This window comes from Polaribacter sp. Asnod6-C07, assembly GCF_045063625.1.
Classification (GTDB): domain Bacteria; phylum Bacteroidota; class Bacteroidia; order Flavobacteriales; family Flavobacteriaceae; genus Polaribacter; species Polaribacter vadi_A.
The window spans coordinates 1,220,946-1,240,865 of sequence record NZ_JBEFOF010000005.1 but is presented as its reverse complement, the minus strand read 5'-3'; the positions used below and the strand labels follow the sequence as shown (position 1 = coordinate 1,240,865).

Below are 19,920 nucleotides of genomic sequence, written 5' to 3'. Positions count from 1 at the left end.
ATATAGATTTATTTTCTAGCATCTATTTTGCTTAAAGTAAATTTTGTGGAAGTTTCCCATTTATCAGCATCGTTAGAAGCCATATATTTTTCAATAAATTTTTGTAACTCTTTAGAGTTTGCCGTTAACAAATATTTATCGTCTAACAAACCAAATTTTTCGTGTTGTATTTTTATTTTATGTTCTGTAAAAAGCGCTGCAATTTTATCTTCATCTAACCAACGGATCTCAATTTGTCCATTGTTTTTAACATCATATTTTACCAAACTATGTGTATAAATAGAATGACTACTTAATAAATCGTCAATATTTTCTTGATGATCAAAAGGAAAAAAATCTAAATACCTTTGATTATTTATGACAAAAGGTGTTGCAATAAACAAAACCTCATTGTCTTTATAATTTCTTTTTATATAATAACTGTTTTTATATTCGTCATAGATTTTTAAATCTTTTTTTTTCATTTTTTCTAGCGGATTTTCTTTTAACATTTCTTCTTTAAAAGAAACAATGATCCAAGTTCCTTTTTTTGAATCTTGCCAATTTCCAATAAAATGTTGATCAAAAGAGATGGTTTCTTTGGTGTAAAAAGGATGTAAGGATTTTACCACGCAAGAAGTTAATAGTAATAAACAAAGCCCTAAAATTACATTTCTAATTTTCATGATTTCTAAATTTAAAATTATTTGAAGCAAAAAAAGAATAGAAACCTATGAAAGAGAATTTTTTAGACAAACACTATTTTTTTCTCGGTAAAAAAGTAATTTAGGAAATTAATCAACCCAATCCTTAGTTCTTTCAACAGCTTTTAGCCATTTTTTATAAAGCCGTTTTCTTTTTTCTTCTGATATTTTTGGTAGAAATTCTTGGTCTATTTTTTTATCGGTTTCAATATCTTCTAACTGCCATAAACCTACACAAATTCCTGCTAAATATGCAGCACCCATAACAGTAGTTTCTGTATTTTTTGGTCTGTCTACAGCTGTGTTTAAAATATCTGCCTGAAACTGCATTAGCAAATTATTTGCACTTGCACCACCATCAACTTTTAAGGCTTTTAAAGGTGTTTCTGCATCGTTTTGCATGGCAATTAACAAGTCTTTGGTTTGGTAAGCTAAAGATTGTAAAGTGGCTTTTATTAAATGATTTTTACCTGTATCTCTAGTTAAACCAAAAATTGCACCTCTTGCATACATATCCCAATAAGGAGCACCTAAACCAGCAAATGCAGGTACTACAATTACAGGGTTTTCTTCATCTACTTTTTCTGAAAAAAACTCACTTTCTTCAGCAGATTCTATAATTTGTAATCCATCTCTTAACCATTGAATTGCAGCACCAGCAACAAAAACACTGCCTTCTAAAGCATAATAGACTTTGTTGTTTATTCCCCAAGCAATTGTGGTTAGTAAACCGTTTTTAGAATATTGAGGTTGTGTGCCTGTATTCATCAATAAAAAACAACCTGTACCATAAGTGTTTTTGGCTTCGCCTTTTTTAAAGCAAGTTTGTCCAAAAAGAGCAGCTTGTTGATCGCCAGCAATACCTGCAATCGGAATTTTACATCCATCAAAGATAAAATCTCCAAAATGAAATGATGAAGGTTTTACTTCTGGCAACATTTCTTTCGGAATTTTTAATGCTGATAAAATTGTTGCATCCCAACACAAATTGTTAATATCAAAAAGCATTGTTCTAGATGCATTACTGTAATCTGTAGCGTGTATTTTTTTATCAGATAAATTCCATAAAAGCCAAGAATCTATAGTACCAAAAAGTAGATTTCCTTTTTTAGCTTCTTCTTTTGCGCCTTTTACGTTTTCTAAAATCCAATGAATTTTTGTGCCAGAAAAATAAGCATCAACCACTAAACCAGTTGTTTTTTTTATGTGATGTTCTAATCCTTTTTTCTTTAAATTCTCACAAATATTTGCGGTTCTTTTATCTTGCCAAACAATAGCATTATAAATTGGTTTTCCTGTGTTTTTATTCCAAATTACGGTAGTTTCTCTTTGATTTGTAATGCCTAAACCTACAATATCATTAGCTTTAATATTGGCTTTTTGTATCACCTTTTTTAAGGTTGATAATTGAGTTTCTAAAATTTCTAAAGCATTATGTTCTACCCAACTTGATTCTGGAAATATTTGTTTAAATTCTTGTTGTTCAATAGCAATAATCTCACCTTTTTCATCAACAATAACAGAGCGTGAACTTGTGGTTCCTTGATCTAAAGCTAAAATATATTTTTTTGACATTTTTGGTAAAATCGGATTCACAATTTACAAAATAACAAGTATATAAATTATTACCTTTAGCAAAATAAAAACTCTTTTTATGGAATATGGATTTTTATCAGTAATACCACCAATTATTGCAATCATTTTAGCGCTAAGAACCAAGCAAGTTTATATTGCTTTGTTATTCGGAATTTGGTTTTCTTGGTTGATAATTAAAGGTTGGAATCCTTTAGAAGGAACTTTAGCAATGATTGAAGGAATGGTAAACGTTTTTCAATCGAAAGGAAATACAAGAACTATTATATTTAGTGCTTTGGTTGGTTCTTTGTTGATATTTATTCAATATTCTAGAGGTGTAGAAGGTTTTATTAATATTATTAATAAAAAACTAGTAAAATTAGAAAACAAGAAATCTGGTTATAGTAGAGTAATGGTTCAAATTTTGGCAACTTTTACTGGGTTGTTATTATTTGTAGAAACTAGTATTAGTTCTTTAACTGTAGGTACTTTATACAGACCAATTTTTGATAAATTAGGAATTCCAAGAGAAAAACTAGCATACATAGCAGATTCAAGTTCTGCGCCTTCATCAATATTAATTCCTTTTAATGCTTGGGGTGCATTTATTATGGGTCTGTTGTTAACACAAGGTATAGAAAAACCATTTTCGGTGATGATAGCTTCAATTAAATATAACTTTTATCCACTTTTAGCAATCGGAATTTTATTCTTCATCATCTTATCAAAAAAGGATTTTGGATTGATGAAAAAAGCCGAAAAAAGAACCAAAGAAACAGGTTTGTTAATGAACGAAGGTTCTAAACCAATGGTTTCTGATGAGGTAACTTCTTTTCCGCCAAAAGAAGGTATAGAAGCCAAAGCGTATAATATGATTGTGCCACTTTTGGTGATGGTTTGTATGATGCCAATTAACTTAATTTATACAGGTTGGGATGCTGTAAAAGAAGCAACATCATTCTTAAATCACGCTTCACAAGCAATTGGTGAAGGTTCTGGTTCATCATCTGTTTTATATGCTGTAATTACAGCTATTTTAGTAGCAATGATAATGTATTTTATACAAGGAATTATGAAACCAAAAGAAGCTGTAAACTTAACTTTAAAAGGAATTAGCGAATTAATGCCTTTGGCTTTATTAATGTTATTGGCTTTTGCAATTGGTGATGCTTGTAAAGTTTTAGATACTGGTAATTACGTAGCAAATATTACAGAAAGTTGGTTGTCTCCAGAATTGTTGCCTGCTGTTGTTTTTGTGGTGAGTTCTTTTATTGCATTTTCTACAGGTACTTCTTGGGGAACTTTTGCAATTATGTTGGCAATTTCTGTGCCTATGGCAAATATTCACAGTGCCGATTTAACCATTGTTGTGGCTGCAACTTTAGGAGGAGGAATTTTTGGAGACCATTGTTCGCCAATTTCTGATACTTCAATAATTTCATCAATGGCTTCTGCAAGCGATCATATAGACCACGTAAAAACACAACTGCCTTATGCTTTGTTTGGAGGGATACTTACGACTATTTTGTATTTAATTATTGGTTTTTTGGGATGATTTTATATATTTGAGAAAAAGTTATGGGAGAAGCAGTAAAAAAACTAGAAGTTTCTACTTTTGGATATTCAAATAAATCTACATCTGAAAGAGTAAAAGAAACGCATACAACAGAACTTGTTATAGGTATTTGTTCACAAATAGGAGCAAAGAAAAACCTTATTATAACCAATTTAAAAAAAGAATTAAAAGAATATGGTTATCAAATTAAAACTATTAAATTAAGCAGTTTTATTGAAGGTGATTTAAAAGTTTCTCTTGATGAAATTGAAAATCAATATGAAGGAAAAACAAAAGGTTTTATTAATCATATTAGAAAAATTAAAAAAGGGAATAAACTTAGAGAAAAATTCGAAAATGATTATTTAGCCAATTTAGCCATATCTGAGATTGCTAATCAGAAAAAAGAAAAGTTTAATATTAAAGATGAATCAGATTTTTCAAATGTGAAACCACAAAGAGTTTGTTACATTATAGACTCAATTAAACATAAAGAAGAATTAGAAGTTTTAAGGGATGTTTATAGTGAGGTTTTTTATCTAATTGGAATTTTCACTCCCAAAAAAGAGAGAATTAATAACGTTTCTTCAACAAATCTATCTCTTTTGGAAGCAAAAGAACTTATTAAAATTGATGCATATCAAGAAACTAATAGTAATGGACAACAAGTAAGAGATGTTTTTGTTGAATCAGATTTTTTTATTAAAGTTGATAAATCAAATGAAAATGATGTAAGTAAGAAAGTTGAAAGATTTGTAAACCTTATTTTTCAGAATGAAATAATAACGCCTTCTATTGAAGAAAGAGCAATGTATGAAGCTCAATCAGCATCAGTAAATTCAGCATGTTTATCAAGACAAGTTGGTGCATCTATTATTTCTGGTGAAGAATTATTATCTGTTGGGTGGAATGATGTTCCAAAATATGGAGGGAATTTATATACTTCCGAATCTAAAATTGATAATCGTTGTTATATTAAAGGTGGAAAGTGTTTTAATGATTCTAATAAAAAAAATATTAGAGATGTAATAGAAAATAGTTTTAAAGAAAAAGTTGATAATTCTGAATTAGATAATAAAAATGAAGCTATTAAATTATTAAGAGAAGTTCTTTTAGATTCTTCAATTAAAACTTTAATCGAGTTTTCTAGGTCTGTTCATGCTGAAATGCATGCTATATTAAATGCAGCTTCATTATTTGGAGAAAAATTAAAAAAAAGTACACTTTTCTGTACAACTTATCCTTGCCATAATTGTGTAAGACATATAATTGCAGCTGGTATAACTAAACTTTATTACATCGAACCATATGTTAAAAGTAAGGGTGTTGATTTACATAGTGATGCAATTACTGATGATTCTGATTTAGATGAAAATAATGAAGAAAAAGTACAAATTTTAATGTTTGAAGGTGTTTCTCCAAAAAAATATGTATCTTTCTTCAAGAAAAGCAGGAAAAGAAAAAATAAAATTACTGGAGAAACATTATGTAATAGTAGAAATAAACACGAATTATTTCCTGTTAACAGTATATCTTTGCAAACTCTTTTTTATAGAGAAGTCTTAGCGTCTAAAAGAATTGATGATAAAAATAAAATTATTGAAAATGGCAAACAATAAACCTTCAAAACTTATTAAGTTAACACCATCAATTAAACCAAACTCTTCACCTGTTAAATCAAATAGAACAGTTACTTCAATAAATACTTATAGAACAGATAAGATGATTAATAATTTGGCATCATTATTAAAAAAATAAAATTATTTAGCCAAAATCCCTCTTTTTTTAATTTCATCAATCATACGTAAAGCACCTTCTTTAATGGTGTTTGCTTCGAAGATAAATGTTTTTTCATACAAAGTATTTCCTTCAAAAAAAGTAACTTGAAAACGATTATTTAATTTGAATAATTCAGGCTGAATCAATTCAATTTTAGCAAAAGAATTTGCAGGTAATTTGTCTAACTTTTTACGGAATAAAGAAGATATTTTGGTGTCAGAAAATCCTTGTGTAACAATTACCATCATTTCTAAATCAACATTTTTGTTGTTGATGATATACACGTTCCAATCATCAGTTTTATAAATATCATTGTATTCATAAACAATTGCCAATTCTACGTTTGTAACTTCTGGTATTTGAATGTCTTTTTTCATATCCCCTTTCCCTAAAAGTGGAGAAATTATTAGGTAATTATAGTTTTAAAAATTTAGCACCATTCATAGTTAAAAAATCTAATTTTACATATAGATTGGAGTTCCTTCCCTTTGGGAAGGTTAGGATGGGCTTCTTAAATTACACTCTTAAATTGCTCTAAGAAACGCTTGTCATTTTCATAAAACATTCTAATATCAGGTATTTGATATAATAACATTGCAATACGTTCTATACCCATTCCAAAAGCGTAACCAGAATATTTTGTAGGATCTATGTTTGCGTTTTTCAATACATTTGGGTCTACCATTCCACAACCCATAATTTCTAGCCAACCAGTACCTTTAGTAATTCTGTAATCTGTTTCAGTTTCTAATCCCCAGTAAATATCTACTTCTGCACTTGGCTCAGTAAAAGGGAAATAAGAAGGTCTTAATCTAATTTTAGATTTCCCAAACATCTCTTTTGTAAAGTATAAAAGCGTCTGTTTTAAATCAGCAAAAGAAACATCAGTATCTATATATAAACCTTCTACTTGATGAAAAATACAATGTGCTCTAGCAGAAATATCTTCGTTTCTAAAAACTCTTCCTGGAGAAATAGTTCTAATTGGTGGTTCGTTATTTTCCATATAACGAACTTGCACAGAAGATGTGTGTGTACGTAATAAAATATCTGGATCTTGTTCAATAAAGAACGTGTCTTGCATATCTCTTGCAGGATGATATTCTGGCAAGTTTAATGCAGTAAAGTTATGCCAATCGTCTTCAATTTCTGGGCCTTCAGAAACTGTAAAACCAATTCTATTAAAAACTTCAATAATTTGGTTTTTTACCAATGATATTGGATGACGAGATCCTAACTCAATTGGTTCAGAAGGTCTAGTTAAATCACCATAAACTCCTTTTTCTTCAACAGCGCTTTCTAAAGATTCGTTTAATGCAGCAACTTTACCTTCTGCAGCATTTCTTAATCTATTTAAAGCTTGTCCTAAATCTTTTTTTAAAGCAGCATCAACATTTCTAAATTCAGAAAATAAACCTTTAAGTAAACCTTTGCTACCCAAATATTTAATTCTAAATGTTTCTACTTCATCTTTAGTTGTTGCTTTAAAAACTTCAACCTCACCAATTAATTCTTTTACTTTATCTAACATTTTTAAATAAAATTATGTTGCAAATTTAAACTTTTTTAGAGAGTTTAAGATTGCTTTTATTAATAAAAGAGTCAACTCAAACGAAATCGATTGAAATAAGGGCAATTAAATATATTTAAGAAAACTTTTGTATTTTATCATATTGAAAAATAACTATCTTTGCAGCATTAAATTTTATTAATATCATAATAAAGTATGGAAGAAAATATGAAATCCAAAATTGATGGCTTTATGAAGTTGGTAGAACAACGTAATAGTCATGAACCAGAATTTTTACAAGCTGTACAAGAAGTTGCAGAAACTGTAATTCCTTATATCATTGATAATGATATTTATTTTGGGAAAAACATTTTATTAAGAATGGTAGAACCTGAAAGATTAATTTCTTTTAGAGTTTCTTGGGTAGATGATGATGGAGAAATTCAAGTAAATAGAGGATATAGAGTACAAATGAATTCTGCAATTGGGCCTTACAAAGGTGGTTTGCGTTTTCATCCAACAGTAAATGCTAGTATTTTAAAGTTTTTAGCTTTTGAACAAGTATTTAAAAACTCTTTAACAACTTTACCTATGGGTGGAGGAAAAGGAGGTTCTGATTTTGATCCTAAAGGAAAATCAGACAACGAAATTATGCGTTTTTGTCATGCTTTTATGAGTGAATTATTCAGACATATTGGACCAAATACAGATGTACCTGCAGGAGATATTGGAGTGGGTGCTAGAGAAATTGGTTTTATGTTTGGTATGTATAAAAAACTAAATAACGAGTTTACAGGTGTTTTAACAGGTAAAGGGCAATCTTGGGGTGGTTCTTTAATTAGACCAGAAGCTACAGGATATGGAAATGTATATTTTGCTCAAAATATGCTAAAACGTAAAAACGATTCTTTTGATGGTAAAACAGTTGTAATTTCTGGTTCTGGAAATGTTGCACAATTTGCAGCAGAAAAAGCAATTGAATTAGGCGCAAAAGTAGTTACGTTATCAGATTCTGGAGGTTATATTTACGATGAAGAAGGTATAGGTACAGAAAAATTAGAACACGTTATGTATTTAAAAAATGAAAAACGTGGTAGAATTAGCGAGTATTTAGAAAAATATCCGTCTGCAAAATATGTAGCAGGAGAAAGACCTTGGTCTGTTAAATGCGATATTGCTTTACCTTGTGCAACTCAAAACGAGTTAAATGGAGAAGAAGCAAAAGCATTAATTGAAAATGGTTGTATGTGTGTTTCTGAAGGTGCAAATATGCCTTCTACACCAGAAGCTATTCACGAGTTTAACAATGCTAAGATTTTATTTGCACCAGGAAAAGCATCTAATGCTGGTGGTGTTGCAACTTCTGGTCTAGAAATGTCTCAAAACTCTTTAAGAATTTCTTGGTCTAGAGAAGAAGTAGACACTCGCTTAAAAGACATTATGGAAGATATTCACGATTCTTGTGTAGAATATGGAGCTAATGAAGATGGTTCTATAGATTATATTAGAGGCGCAAATATTGCTGGTTTTGTTAAAGTTGCAGACGCAATGTTAGCACAAGGTATTATTTAAAAAAATCTTTTTTGAGTTATTATATATTGTAAACGCATCAATTTATTGGTGCGTTTCTTTGTTTCTTTGCTATATAATAACAAACTATGAACTTTCTTATCTGCTTACTTTTAGGTTTTGTAATTGCTTCTTTAGGAAGTATTACACCTAGTTTTTTAAATTTAACTGTAGTAAAATATAGCCTAAGAAATGGTAAAAAATCTACTTTCTATTTAATAACTGGCTACGCAACAGTATTGTTTTTTCAGGCAAATTTAGGTGCTTATTTGGCAAACATTTTAATGAAAAATTCAGAATATATCACCTTAATTCAACAAATAGGTACAGGTATTTTATTTCTTTTATCCATTAATTTTTTTAGAGTTTATTATTCATCCAAAGAGCAAAAAATGGAAAAAGAAATACCAAAATCTAAGTCTTATTTCTACGGAATTTTAATGTCGTTATTAAATATGATGGCCATTCCTTTTTATTTTACTTTTATATCGCTTTTAATTGGTTTTGAGTATTTTAACTACAGTTATTTAAATGCATTTTATTTTTCAATTGGTTCTACAATTGGTTCTTTTACGCTCTATACAATTTATGCTATTGTTGCTAAAAATATAGAACTCAAACTAACCTTTATAGCATCTAAGATGGATTTTATCTTAGGATGTTTAACCGGTTTTGTAGCTATAGGTAACTTAATTTATCTATTTAATAAGTAGTTTTTGCACAACAACTTAATTATTAGTTTGTTCGTCTAATTTAAAGATGATGAATGTTTGCTTTTTGTATCTTAACTTTAATTAATTTTGTAATATAATTTCTTCGGATGAAAATACTTAAAAATATAATTGTTGATGGTAATCATCAAAAACCAATAGTTACAGATGTTTTTTACAAACCTACAAATCAACCTAAAAAAGTAGTTATTTTTTGTCATGGTTATAAAGGTTTTAAAGATTGGGGACCTTGGAATTTAGTAGCAGAAGACTTTGCAAAAGCCGATTTTTTCTTTATAAAATTCAATTTTTCTCATAATGGAGGCACAATAGAGCAGCCTATAGATTTCCCAGATTTAGAAGCATTTGGTAATAACAATTATACCAAAGAATTAGATGATTTAAAATCTATTATTGATTGGATCTCTAATGATAACACTTTTAAAAACGAGGCCAATATTGATGATATTTCTTTGATTGGACATAGTAGAGGAGGAGGAATTGTGTTATTAAAAGCCAATGAAGACAATCGTGTTAAAAAAGTAATTACACTAGCAGCAGTTTGCGATTTTGGCAAAAGAAGCTCAACTATTGGCGATTTAGAAAACTGGAAAAAAAACGGAGTTAAATATGTTGTTAATGGAAGAACAAATCAGCAAATGCCTCATTTTTATCAGTTTTATGAAAATTATAAATTAAATGAAGCTTGTTTAAGTATTCCGAATGCAGTTAAAAATTTAGATATTCCACAGTTAATTATTCACGGAAATAAAGATGATGCTGTTTTTATATCTGAAGGAGAAAATCTAAAAAAATGGAATCCAGATGCACAATTTAAGGTTATAGAAAACGCAAATCATGTGTTTAATGTTTCTCATCCTTGGAAACAAAATAATTTATCTCAAGAACTAAAAGAAACTGTAGAATTTTGTTTTAAATTTTTGAATTAACATACAACTCTTATTCAATAGATTTAAAAATAGTGTTGCAATTTCTTAAATAGAAAAACGATTAATTTTTAAGACTTTCAAAAAAAATAAAAATTAACGCAAGTTTTTTATTTAGATTGCATCTAAATATTTTTAAATAAAACAAAAAACAATGAAAAAATTAATTTTTCCAATGTTTTTCTTGGTTTTTTTTGCTTGTTCAAGTGATAATGAATCAGAAACAACAACAATTATTGATGAATCTTCAGTAGATATTACATCTGTAGTTCAAGCTAACTTTACTAATAGTTATACTAACGATGTTAGCGTTGCTGTTAGTGGAGATTATATAACAATTTCTAGTACAGGTTTACCAGATCATAAAACTCCATATTGGGGTTCAGGTCATGAAATGTATGAAGATTTTCCAGGTACAAACCACGCCAATGCAAACACAAGTATGGTTGCTCATAATTATGCAATGACAATACCTATTTATCCTCAAGAGGCAATAAATAAAGAAGAAACAGAACTAGGTGCTGTAGGTATGGCTTTAAATGGAGCTCCAATTTATAATGATTATGAAGGAAGTGGGGTTTTAACAGAAATTGCTTGGAGTACTTTTGACTCAACAGGCGCACATCCAGGCCCAGGAGAAGATTATCATTACCATTGTGAAGGAACTTATCTAAGTGTAGATGAAAACAATTTAATAGGATTTCTTAGAGATGGTTTTCCTGTTTATGGAAGAAAAGATGCTGATGGTTCTTATCCAAATGATTTAGATGAAAATGGAGGTCATACAGGTACAACAAATGATTTTTCTGATGAAATTTACCACTATCACATAAGTAGTGAAGAATATTCTACTTCTGGTTTATTTGTTATTAAATCAGGAGCTTATCATGGAACCAAAGGAACATTTACACAGTAAATTAATACTATTTTAAGATGGCAAATTTTCACCAAAATAAAAATGAATTAAGTAATTTTATATATATAATTACTGTTTGTTTTTTTATATTGATAAGTTGCCAAACTAAAAAAAATAACATCCTTAAAGCTGAAGACAAAAAAGAAGATTCTTTTACAGAAATTATAAACATACCCAAAGATACTATAGACTTTAAGAACCCTAATGTATCTCTAACAAATGGTATTTATTATTTAAATGATAAAAAATATTCTGGAATCATTTACAAAGAACAAAAAGGGTTTAAAGTAAAAACCTATAGCTCTGTATTTAATGGAAAATTAAACGGAATTTATAGAAGTTTTTATGCAAATGGTAACCCTTTTGAAATAAGAAGTTATAAAGAAAATGTTTCTGTAGGAAATCATTTTGGCTACTGGAAAGATTCAAAGAAATTAAAGTTTTCTTATAATTATCAGAACAATAAAAAAGAAGGTTTTCAAAAAAGTTGGTATTCAAATGGCAACATCGCTTTTATTTATAATTATAAGAATGATAAACAAGATGGTTTTCAAAAAGCATGGAGATTAAATGGAAGTTTATATCGAAATTTTCAAGTTAAAAACGGAATTAGATATGGGCTTCAAAGATCAAAATCTTGTTATGAAGTAGAAAATGAAGAAATTAAAATTAGAACCATGGCTACAGTAATAAAGTAATCTTTTTAATTTTAATAAAAGAACAATAATAATTTACACAAGTTTTTTTTAAAAATGACATCTAACTAAATAAAACAACAACAACAACAACAACAACAACATGAAAAAATTATCATATTACATAACATTGTTTGCATTATCATTTATGATTTTTGCATGTTCAAGCAATTCTACAACAGAAATAGAAGAAGAAATAACAAGCGATTTAGTTGTTGTAGATGTTGATGAATCCTTATTTTTAACAGCAGGGTTATCAGAAACAATAACTATAGAATCTAGAACAATGTCAGATGGATCAACTGCAGATTGTTATAAAATTGTTGTTACTGGTTTAGCAACAGATCATGATATGGGTCCTTGGTGTCCTAGTAATATTTCTGATGATGCATCAGCAGGAGGAATCTGGTTAGAAGGTGGAGAAAAATATGATGTAGATGGTTCATTTATCGAAAATTTAGCAACGTTTTATTCTGATAGTACTTGGTCCATGTACGATAGTTCTACAGGAGAAATAACAAAAACTGAATCTAAAGAAGATTGTGCAAATGCAGCTATTCCAGATGTTGGAGATGATTATAAAAATTATTGTGTAGAATGCTTACCTTCTTATTTAGAAAGCATTACAAACACATATTACATTCCTGTTACACCTGTAGAAGCAAGTTCTCCAACAGCATTTGGATCAGGACCAATGTCAACAGGACCAAGTGTTAGAGGATTGGCTTTTAATGGCGTTGTTTTTGATGCACCAGCACCAGTAAGTAATATTTTAGGCGCATATACATTAGCTCCTTTTGATGATGCTGGAGGACATATAAATTTGGCAGCAGGTTATCATTATCATGCAGCTACAGGAATAAGCACTCAGATTGAACAAACAGATGGTCATACAGGTATGATTGGTTATGCTCTTGATGGTTATGGAATGTATAACTATGATAGCTCTATACTCAGTGATTTAGATGAATCTCTTGGGCATTATGATGAAACCAGAGGTTATCACTATCATGTAGATTATGCAGGAACAAATAACTTCATTAATAGTCTTCATGGGGTATACGCAAATTAAAGATTTTTAATGAAACAACTCCTTATAATAATATCAGTTTTGATGAGTATAACCACTTATGCTCATCAATCTAATTTATCAACAGTTATTTTTTCGCAAGCTGATGATGGTAAGTACATAATACAAATAAATAGCTCATTAACTGCATTTGAAGGCGAAATAGAATACCATTACACAAAAGATTCTTATAAAACACCAGAAGAGTTTAAAAGACTAGTTATTCAATATTTTGAAAAAAACTTTTCATTTTCTATAAATGGTGTTGATTCATTAAAACTTGTAAACCCAGCAGTAATTTTGGGTCATGAAACCAAATTATTAGCTGAGGTTATTGGCGTACCAAAAGACATTAAATCATTATATTTAAAAAATAGGATGTTCAAAGATATGCGATCAAACAAAAGTATCGTCATTATGTTAATAGAAGGTTTTCCTAAACAAAAATATGTTTTAAATAATGAGAATAACCAACAAGTTAAATTAGTTTTAGAAGACGGTATCTGGAAAAACCTAGAAACTTCTTCTTCTTCCCTCTACTCAAATAATAGCATTTTTGTAGGTCTACTAATTTTAATTTCTATTACTGCTGTGGGTTTTTTCTTAAAAAAAAATCAGTCAATTTTAAAAACGACTAATTCCAATAAATAATTTAGACTTGAGTTTTTTTATTCTTTTTTCTAAAGTCCATTTAATTTCTTCTTAACAGGAACTTTCTGTATTTTCGAAAGATGGAATTACAACCTCCTTTTCGTAAAATTATTCATGTAGATATGGATGCGTATTATGCATCTGTAGCGCAATTAGATAATCCTGAATTGAGAGGAAAAGCAGTTGCTGTTGGTGGAGGAGGAGATAGAGGTGTAGTTTCTGCTGCAAGTTACGAAGCGCGAAAATTTGGCGTAAAATCTGCAATGAGCAATGTATTAGCCAAGCAAAAATGCCCACATATTATTTTTGTGAAATCCGATTTTGCTAGGTACAAAGAGCTCTCTTCAAAAATTCGAGAAATTTTTTACGATTATACAGATTTGGTAGAACCTTTGTCTTTAGACGAAGCTTATTTAGATGTTACCGAAAACAAAAAAGGAAATCCGTCTGCAAATGATATTGCCAGAGAAATAAGACAACGAATTTTTGAAGAAACTGGTTTAAGAGCATCTGCAGGAATTTCGATCAATAAATTTATTGCAAAAGTTGCTTCGGATATTAACAAACCAAATGGACAAAAAACGGTTCATCCTGATGAAGTAATTCAATTTTTAGAAGAATTGCCTGTCAATAAATTTTATGGAGTGGGTAAAGTTACTGCTGCAAAAATGTACAATTTAGGCATTTTTGTGGGCAATGATTTAAAACAAAAATCATTAGAAGAACTTACAAATCTCTTTGGCAAATCTGGCAAACACTACTACAATATTGTGAGAGGTGTTCATAACAGTCCAGTAAAACCTAACAGAATTAGAAAATCAGTTGGTGCAGAACGTACTTTTTTTGAGAATATTTCATCAGAAATTTTTATGTTAGAAAAACTAGAAAATATTGCTGATGAGATTGAGAAACGAATGCTAAAATCGGAAACCAAAGGGAAAACCATCACTTTAAAAATAAAATACTCAGATTTTACACAGCAAACAAGAAGTAAAACTGTACATCATTTTATGAGTAAAAAGAAGGAGTTTTTTCCTATTGTAAAAGAGTTATTATATCAAGAAAAACTAAAAAATTCAGTACGTTTATTGGGTATTTCTTTTGGTAATTTAAACACAATAATTAAAGAACCTGTTTGGGTTCAATTAAAATTTGAATTTTAATAATTAAACTAATTCTTTTTTGAAAACTTTACCTTGAGCTCAGTTGTAAAGTTGCTTTCAAAATCTTAATAAATTAAGTTATGAAACTACGTATTTTAAGAACAAATTCAGAAAACCAAGACTTTATAAATCTAGTAAAAAAGTTAGATGCCTATCTTAAAATAACAGATGGAGATGAACACGATTTTTACAATCAATTTAATAATATTGATGTTCTAAAATATGTGGTTTTAGTTTATTTAAATGATATTGCTGTTGGTTGTGGAGCGATTAAAAAAATGGATGATTCTGCTGTAGAAGTAAAACGAATGTTTGTTTCTTCGGATAAAAGAGGTAAAGGAATTGCACAAAAAATACTCACTGAATTAGAGGTTTGGACAAAAGAATTGGGTTATAAAAAATGTGTTTTAGAAACAGGTAAAAGACAAGTTGAAGCCGTAAATTTTTATCATAAATGTAAGTATAAGGTAATTCCTAATTACGGACAATATGCAGCAATGGAAAACAGTATTTGTTTTGAAAAAGAAATATAATTATGGGTAAAAATTATAGAAATGAAATAAAGAAAGAACTTGAAGAAGTTGAGGAAAATGAAATTTTTTCTAAACAATTTAAAAGAAAAAAAACAATAATTTGGTTTGTTAGAACAATTTTTGCGACAGTATTATATTATTATTTTTGGGAGTATAATTGGGTAAAATGGTCCTTATTCTTATATGTACCTCTTAATTTGTTTGGATTGTTTTTAATTTATGGTAGTAGTTATTTTTTAAAAAGAAAAGCAGAAAAGTTAAAAACAGAGAATGAATTATAGCTATTGGGAACTTAAAGAATGGTTTATAAACCTCGATTTTACAATTGTGGGTAGTGGAATTGTAGGCCTAACTTGTGCTTTAGAACTTAGAAAAAAATATCCAAAAGCTAAGATTTTAATTCTAGAAAAAGGAATGTTACCTCAAGGAGCAAGTACTAAAAATGCAGGTTTTGCTTGTTTTGGTAGCTTATCAGAAATTATTGATGATTTAAATAATCATACAGAAGAAGAGGTTTTTAATTTAGTTGATAAACGTTGGAAAGGTTTACAATTATTGTGTAATAATTTAGGTGATAAAAATATCGATTTTCAGCAAAATAAAGGTTTTGAATTGTTTAAAAATCAAGCTTTATTTGAAACCTATTTATCAAAAAAAGACGAAATAAATAAGTTGCTAAAACCCATTTTTAAAGAAGATGTTTTTTCTGTTTCTGATAATATCTTCGGATTTCAAAAAGTGCATCAAAAATACATTGCTAATCATTTTGAAGGTCAGATTGATACTGGAAAAATGGCAAGTAAATTACTTTTTAAAGCACAGAAAAACGGAATTAAAATCCTAAATAATATCACCCTAGAAAGTTTTGAGGAAAATAACAATCAAGTAGATCTAAAGACGGATAAAATGAACTTTAAAACCAACCAACTTTTTATTTGTACCAATGGTTTTGCAAGTCAATTATTAGAAGAAAAAGTGAAACCAGCAAGAGCACAAGTTTTAATTACAAAACCGATTAAAAACTTACAGATTAAAGGTACTTTTCATTTAGATAAAGGTTTCTATTATTTTAGAAATATAAACGATAGAATTTTATTTGGTGGTGGCAGAAATCTCGATTTTAAAACAGAAGAAACAACAGAATTTGGACAAACAAAAATTGTACAAAATGAACTTGAAAAAATTTTAAAAGAAACCATTTTACCAAACACTAAATTTGAAATTGAACACAGATGGAGTGGAATTATGGGTGTTGGAAATCAGAAAAAAGCAATTGTTAAACAACTAAGTAATAATGTGTTTTGTGGAGTTCGTTTAGGAGGAATGGGAATAGCAATTGGAAATTTAATTGGGAAAGAACTGTCAGATTTACTATCTTAGAGCTTTAATTTCCCCCAAAATGTTAAAACGAACTTTATTTATTGCCCTATTTGTGCTTTCATTTTCCATAAACTCTCAAGAATGGAATCAAAACGATGAAGCAACCAAAGTTATCTTTTCTACTAAAAAATTTCAAGTAAAAGTAAAAGGTATTTTCAGTGATGTAAACATACAAACAAACTTTAATTCTAGTGATCTAGAGAAAAGTTATGTCAATGTAAAAATTTGTTTAAAATCTATTTCTACAGGTAAAAAAGGTAGAGATAAAAAGATTTTAAGCAAAAACTTTTTCTACGAACAAAAGCACAAATTTATTGAAGTAAAATCTTCTAAAATTGAAAAAAGAAAAAATGGAGAAATTTTTCTTTTAGCTGATGTTACTATTAAAGGAATTACTAAAGAATTACAAATTCCGTTACAAGTTTCTGAAGATGATAAAAACATTTCTATAGTATCTAACTTTAAAATTAATAGAGATGATTTTAAGGTTGGTGAAGGTAGCTTAGGGATGTCTAAATCTGCAAATATTGTAGTCGCTTTTAGTGGTACTAAGTAGTAATGTTAAGTAAAATGTTGTTTTATTTACAATTAAATTAATTTTTACAGATTCAGTTTTTAATAGCAAAATATAGACTCTTTAAACAATATTTGGCAAATTTACTTCTTGAGTACCATTGCTTTAAAAGAAACAATCATTACTTTTTTACTTATGGTATTGAACAATATTTATTTTGTGACTATATTTACAGAAATTGGTTAACCAATTTAAATAAATGTAAATATGAGATCTATAAAACATAAAACCTGTGCCTTTTTATTAATTTTAGTTTTTGTAATTACTTCAAAAGCTCAAACTGTATCTAATAGTACAGAACTTCAAACAGCAATTTCTAATGCTACAGCTGGGTCAGAAATTTTATTAGCAAATGGTACTTGGAATAATGTTTTTATAGAGATTAATAAAAATGGTACAGCTGCGCAACCAATTATAATTAAAGCTCAAAATCCAGGAGCTGTTTTTATGACAGGAAATTCCAGAGTTTATATGAGAGGAAATTATATAACTGTTTCTGGTTTGGTGTTTCAAAACCCATCTAACTTAATAGAAAATGGTTCTACTATAGAGCCCATTTTTGAGTTAAACCAATGTGATAATTGTATAGTGACTAACAATAAGATTGATGCTTATAATGGTACAGATGCTCAAAAAACATTAAAATTTAAATGGATTTATATTGTTGATGGCAAGTACAACGAAATTTCGCACAATTCTTTTATTGGCAAATATGGTGTAGGTAGTATTATAAATGATAATCGATCTTTAGCAAATGAAGATTATTTAAAAATTCATCATAATTATTTTGCAGATAGAGTTCCTGTAGATAACGATATTAATGGTTTAAATGATCAAGATGCCATAAGAATTGGTACAAGTACAACTTCCTTATCAGATTCTTATTCAGAAGTATATGACAATTTTTTTTACAATTGGTCAGGAGAAGTCGAAATCATCTCTAACAAAAGTGGAAAAAATAAATATTACAATAATACTTTTAGAGATTATCAAGGAACATTAACCTTAAGGCATGGAAATGGTTGTGAGGTTTTTAACAACTATTTTTTTGCAAATAATAACACTTTTACTGGAGGTGTAAGAATTATTGGTGAAGATCATAAAGTGTATAACAATTATATAGAAGGTATCAATTCTTTTAAACCAACAGGTTCTTCATCAAATGTTACAGGTGGAATTAATGTAATGAATGGAGTTACAGACCCAGAATTAAATGAGTATTCTCAGGTAAAAAACGCTATAATCGTTAATAATACAATGGTAAATTGTGATTATGCTATAAGAATTGGAACCTCATTAGGAGGTACAGAAGAGCCTGTAAACTTAACTGTTGCGAATAACATAATGTACAATACAAGTATAAATGCTTATCAAATAAATACAAATCCAACAGGTACTTTTTTATCAGAAGGTAATATTACCAACTTAACAAATACAGATATTCTAGATGATGGGAGTTTTCATAGATTAACTAGTGTAAGTTTGGCTGTTGATGCTGCAATTGGTACTTATTCATTTGTAACAGAAGATATTTTAGGTGGTGTAAGAGATACAAATGTTGATGCAGGTGCAGAAGAATATGGTGCAAATGGAGATAACTTACCATTTACAACTGCAGATGTAGGTGTAAAAATCGGATTTTTGTCTTCTCAATCTCCTTTTTTAAATTCTTCTTTACACGATATTAGTTATATTATTTCTGGAGGTACAATCAATTTTGATGTGAATTCTAATATTAATTGGTTAATTACAGATGATGCTGATTGGTTAACTTTAAATGTAAATAACGGAATGAATGGTGCAACCATTTCTGCAACAGCAACAACCAATAACTCTGGAGCAAATAGAACAGCAACAATAACTATTTCTGAAGATGGAGGGGAATTAAGCCAAACAATAAACGTTACGCAATCTGATGGTTCTTTTGGTTTTAATGATGCAGTAGAGCTGACAGGTATTACAGTTACAGGAGTTGGTACACAAGATGGAGGTGTAAACCTACCAGAAAACACTTTAGATGGTAATGATTCTACAAGATGGTCTGCAAATTCTACAGATGGATCTGCATATTTAACGTATGATTTACAATGTAAAAAATTGGTAACAGAGGTAAAAATCTATTTTCATAAAGGAGATTCAAGAACATCAGAATTTAAAATAGCAACATCTACTGATGGTACAAATTTTACAGATGTTACTAACGTTATTTCAAGTTCTGGAAACACAGTTGGTTTTGAGAGCTTTCCTTTTTCTCCTTTTCAAGAAGTTCAGTTTATTAGAATTTTTGGGTATGGAAACTCTGAAGGTAGTGGATGGAATAGTTATGAAGAAGTTCAAGTTTTTGGTGATGATACCTGTGCTTCACTTTCTGTAAACGATAATTTATTTAATGATAATAAAATTACTTTTTATCCTAACCCAACAAGTCAAATATTAAATTTAGAAGCTATTAATAAAATTGGTTTGGTAGAGATATTTGACTTAAAAGGCAAAAAAATAATCAGTAAAAGATTTAATAATAATAAAGCAATTATTGATGTAAATTTTTTATCAAAAGGATTTTACATTATTAAAACTAACAATAGTTTTAGTAAATTTATTGTTAATTAAA

At 28.9% G+C, this 19,920-nt stretch carries 20 protein-coding genes; 16 read left to right on the top strand and 4 right to left on the bottom strand.

Annotated features, from left to right (window positions below):
• Nucleotides 1-8 precede the first annotated feature (8 nt).
• Together ACJJVK_RS05085 and glpK are read right to left on the bottom strand one after the other, a co-directional pair.
• Nucleotides 9-665: a hypothetical protein gene (locus ACJJVK_RS05085; protein ID WP_405563864.1), complete on the bottom strand. Its 657-nt coding sequence runs from the start codon at nt 663-665 to the stop codon at nt 9-11.
• A 108-nt stretch (nt 666-773) separates the two neighbouring features.
• Complete coding sequence (gene glpK / locus ACJJVK_RS05080; protein WP_405563861.1) at nt 774-2,258, bottom strand: glycerol kinase GlpK; 1,485 nt, start codon at nt 2,256-2,258, stop codon at nt 774-776.
• Nucleotides 2,259-2,337: 79 nt separating this feature from the next.
• On the opposite strand from glpK, the gene ACJJVK_RS05075 reads away from it, so the two are divergent.
• The 3 genes from ACJJVK_RS05075 to ACJJVK_RS05065 are packed head-to-tail and all read left to right on the top strand — an operon-like array spanning nt 2,338 to nt 5,571.
• Nucleotides 2,338-3,813, top strand: coding sequence for a Na+/H+ antiporter NhaC family protein (locus ACJJVK_RS05075; protein WP_405563860.1), 1,476 nt, complete (start codon nt 2,338-2,340; stop codon nt 3,811-3,813).
• 23 nt (nt 3,814-3,836) lie between these two features.
• Nucleotides 3,837-5,432 (top strand): anti-phage dCTP deaminase, encoded by a 1,596-nt coding sequence (locus ACJJVK_RS05070; protein ID WP_405563857.1) that lies wholly within the window; start codon nt 3,837-3,839, stop codon nt 5,430-5,432.
• On the top strand, nt 5,419-5,571 hold the full coding sequence (locus ACJJVK_RS05065; protein WP_405563854.1) for a hypothetical protein: 153 nt from the start codon (nt 5,419-5,421) through the stop codon (nt 5,569-5,571). The genes ACJJVK_RS05070 and ACJJVK_RS05065 overlap by 14 nt, the downstream gene beginning before the upstream one ends.
• Before the next feature lie 2 nt (nt 5,572-5,573).
• On the opposite strand, the gene ACJJVK_RS05060 is transcribed toward ACJJVK_RS05065, so the two are convergent.
• Together ACJJVK_RS05060 and pheS are read right to left on the bottom strand one after the other, a co-directional pair.
• Entirely contained in the window at nt 5,574-5,969 is a 396-nt protein-coding gene (locus ACJJVK_RS05060) for a hypothetical protein (RefSeq protein WP_405563852.1), read from the bottom strand.
• A gap of 134 nt (nt 5,970-6,103) precedes the next feature.
• The gene (pheS, locus tag ACJJVK_RS05055) at nt 6,104-7,123 is read right to left on the bottom strand and encodes a phenylalanine--tRNA ligase subunit alpha (RefSeq protein WP_405563849.1); all 1,020 of its coding nucleotides are present in this window, start codon (nt 7,121-7,123) and stop codon (nt 6,104-6,106) included.
• A 207-nt stretch (nt 7,124-7,330) separates the two neighbouring features.
• Between pheS and gdhA the strand changes: the two genes are divergently transcribed.
• From gdhA to ACJJVK_RS04990, 13 genes are all read left to right on the top strand, one after another.
• Nucleotides 7,331-8,674, top strand: coding sequence for an NADP-specific glutamate dehydrogenase (gdhA, locus tag ACJJVK_RS05050; protein ID WP_405563846.1), 1,344 nt, complete (start codon nt 7,331-7,333; stop codon nt 8,672-8,674).
• Between the two features lie 86 nt (nt 8,675-8,760).
• Nucleotides 8,761-9,384, top strand: a complete 624-nt coding sequence (locus ACJJVK_RS05045) for a LysE family translocator (protein WP_405563843.1) — start codon at nt 8,761-8,763, stop codon at nt 9,382-9,384.
• Between the two features lie 107 nt (nt 9,385-9,491).
• Nucleotides 9,492-10,331: an alpha/beta hydrolase family protein gene (locus tag ACJJVK_RS05040; protein ID WP_405563840.1), complete on the top strand. Its 840-nt coding sequence runs from the start codon at nt 9,492-9,494 to the stop codon at nt 10,329-10,331.
• A 151-nt stretch (nt 10,332-10,482) separates the two neighbouring features.
• The gene (locus tag ACJJVK_RS05035) at nt 10,483-11,244 is read left to right on the top strand and encodes a YHYH protein (protein WP_215994456.1); all 762 of its coding nucleotides are present in this window, start codon (nt 10,483-10,485) and stop codon (nt 11,242-11,244) included.
• A gap of 17 nt (nt 11,245-11,261) precedes the next feature.
• Nucleotides 11,262-11,942 carry a toxin-antitoxin system YwqK family antitoxin gene (locus tag ACJJVK_RS05030; protein WP_215994455.1) on the top strand — a complete coding sequence of 227 codons (681 nt, stop codon included), beginning with the start codon at nt 11,262-11,264 and terminating at the stop codon, nt 11,940-11,942.
• Nucleotides 11,943-12,042: 100 nt separating this feature from the next.
• Nucleotides 12,043-13,011, top strand: coding sequence for a YHYH protein (locus ACJJVK_RS05025; RefSeq protein ID WP_405563836.1), 969 nt, complete (start codon nt 12,043-12,045; stop codon nt 13,009-13,011).
• Nucleotides 13,012-13,020: 9 nt separating this feature from the next.
• A complete protein-coding gene (locus ACJJVK_RS05020) occupies nt 13,021-13,659 on the top strand; it encodes a hypothetical protein (RefSeq protein WP_405563833.1) in 639 nt (212 codons plus the stop codon).
• Nucleotides 13,660-13,739: 80 nt separating this feature from the next.
• Entirely contained in the window at nt 13,740-14,822 is a 1,083-nt protein-coding gene (gene dinB, locus ACJJVK_RS05015) for a DNA polymerase IV (protein WP_405563830.1), read from the top strand.
• A gap of 80 nt (nt 14,823-14,902) precedes the next feature.
• A complete protein-coding gene (locus ACJJVK_RS05010) occupies nt 14,903-15,355 on the top strand; it encodes a GNAT family N-acetyltransferase (protein ID WP_405563828.1) in 453 nt (150 codons plus the stop codon).
• A 2-nt stretch (nt 15,356-15,357) separates the two neighbouring features.
• Nucleotides 15,358-15,636, top strand: coding sequence for a hypothetical protein (locus ACJJVK_RS05005; RefSeq protein WP_405563825.1), 279 nt, complete (start codon nt 15,358-15,360; stop codon nt 15,634-15,636).
• Entirely contained in the window at nt 15,626-16,735 is a 1,110-nt protein-coding gene (locus ACJJVK_RS05000; protein ID WP_405563822.1) for an NAD(P)/FAD-dependent oxidoreductase, read from the top strand. The genes ACJJVK_RS05005 and ACJJVK_RS05000 overlap by 11 nt, the downstream gene beginning before the upstream one ends.
• A 19-nt stretch (nt 16,736-16,754) precedes the next feature.
• On the top strand, nt 16,755-17,291 hold the full coding sequence (locus ACJJVK_RS04995) for a YceI family protein (protein ID WP_405563820.1): 537 nt from the start codon (nt 16,755-16,757) through the stop codon (nt 17,289-17,291).
• A 225-nt stretch (nt 17,292-17,516) separates the two neighbouring features.
• Nucleotides 17,517-19,919 (top strand): chondroitinase-B domain-containing protein, encoded by a 2,403-nt coding sequence (locus ACJJVK_RS04990; protein ID WP_405563817.1) that lies wholly within the window; start codon nt 17,517-17,519, stop codon nt 19,917-19,919.
• The last annotated feature ends 1 nt before the right edge of the window (nt 19,920 follow it).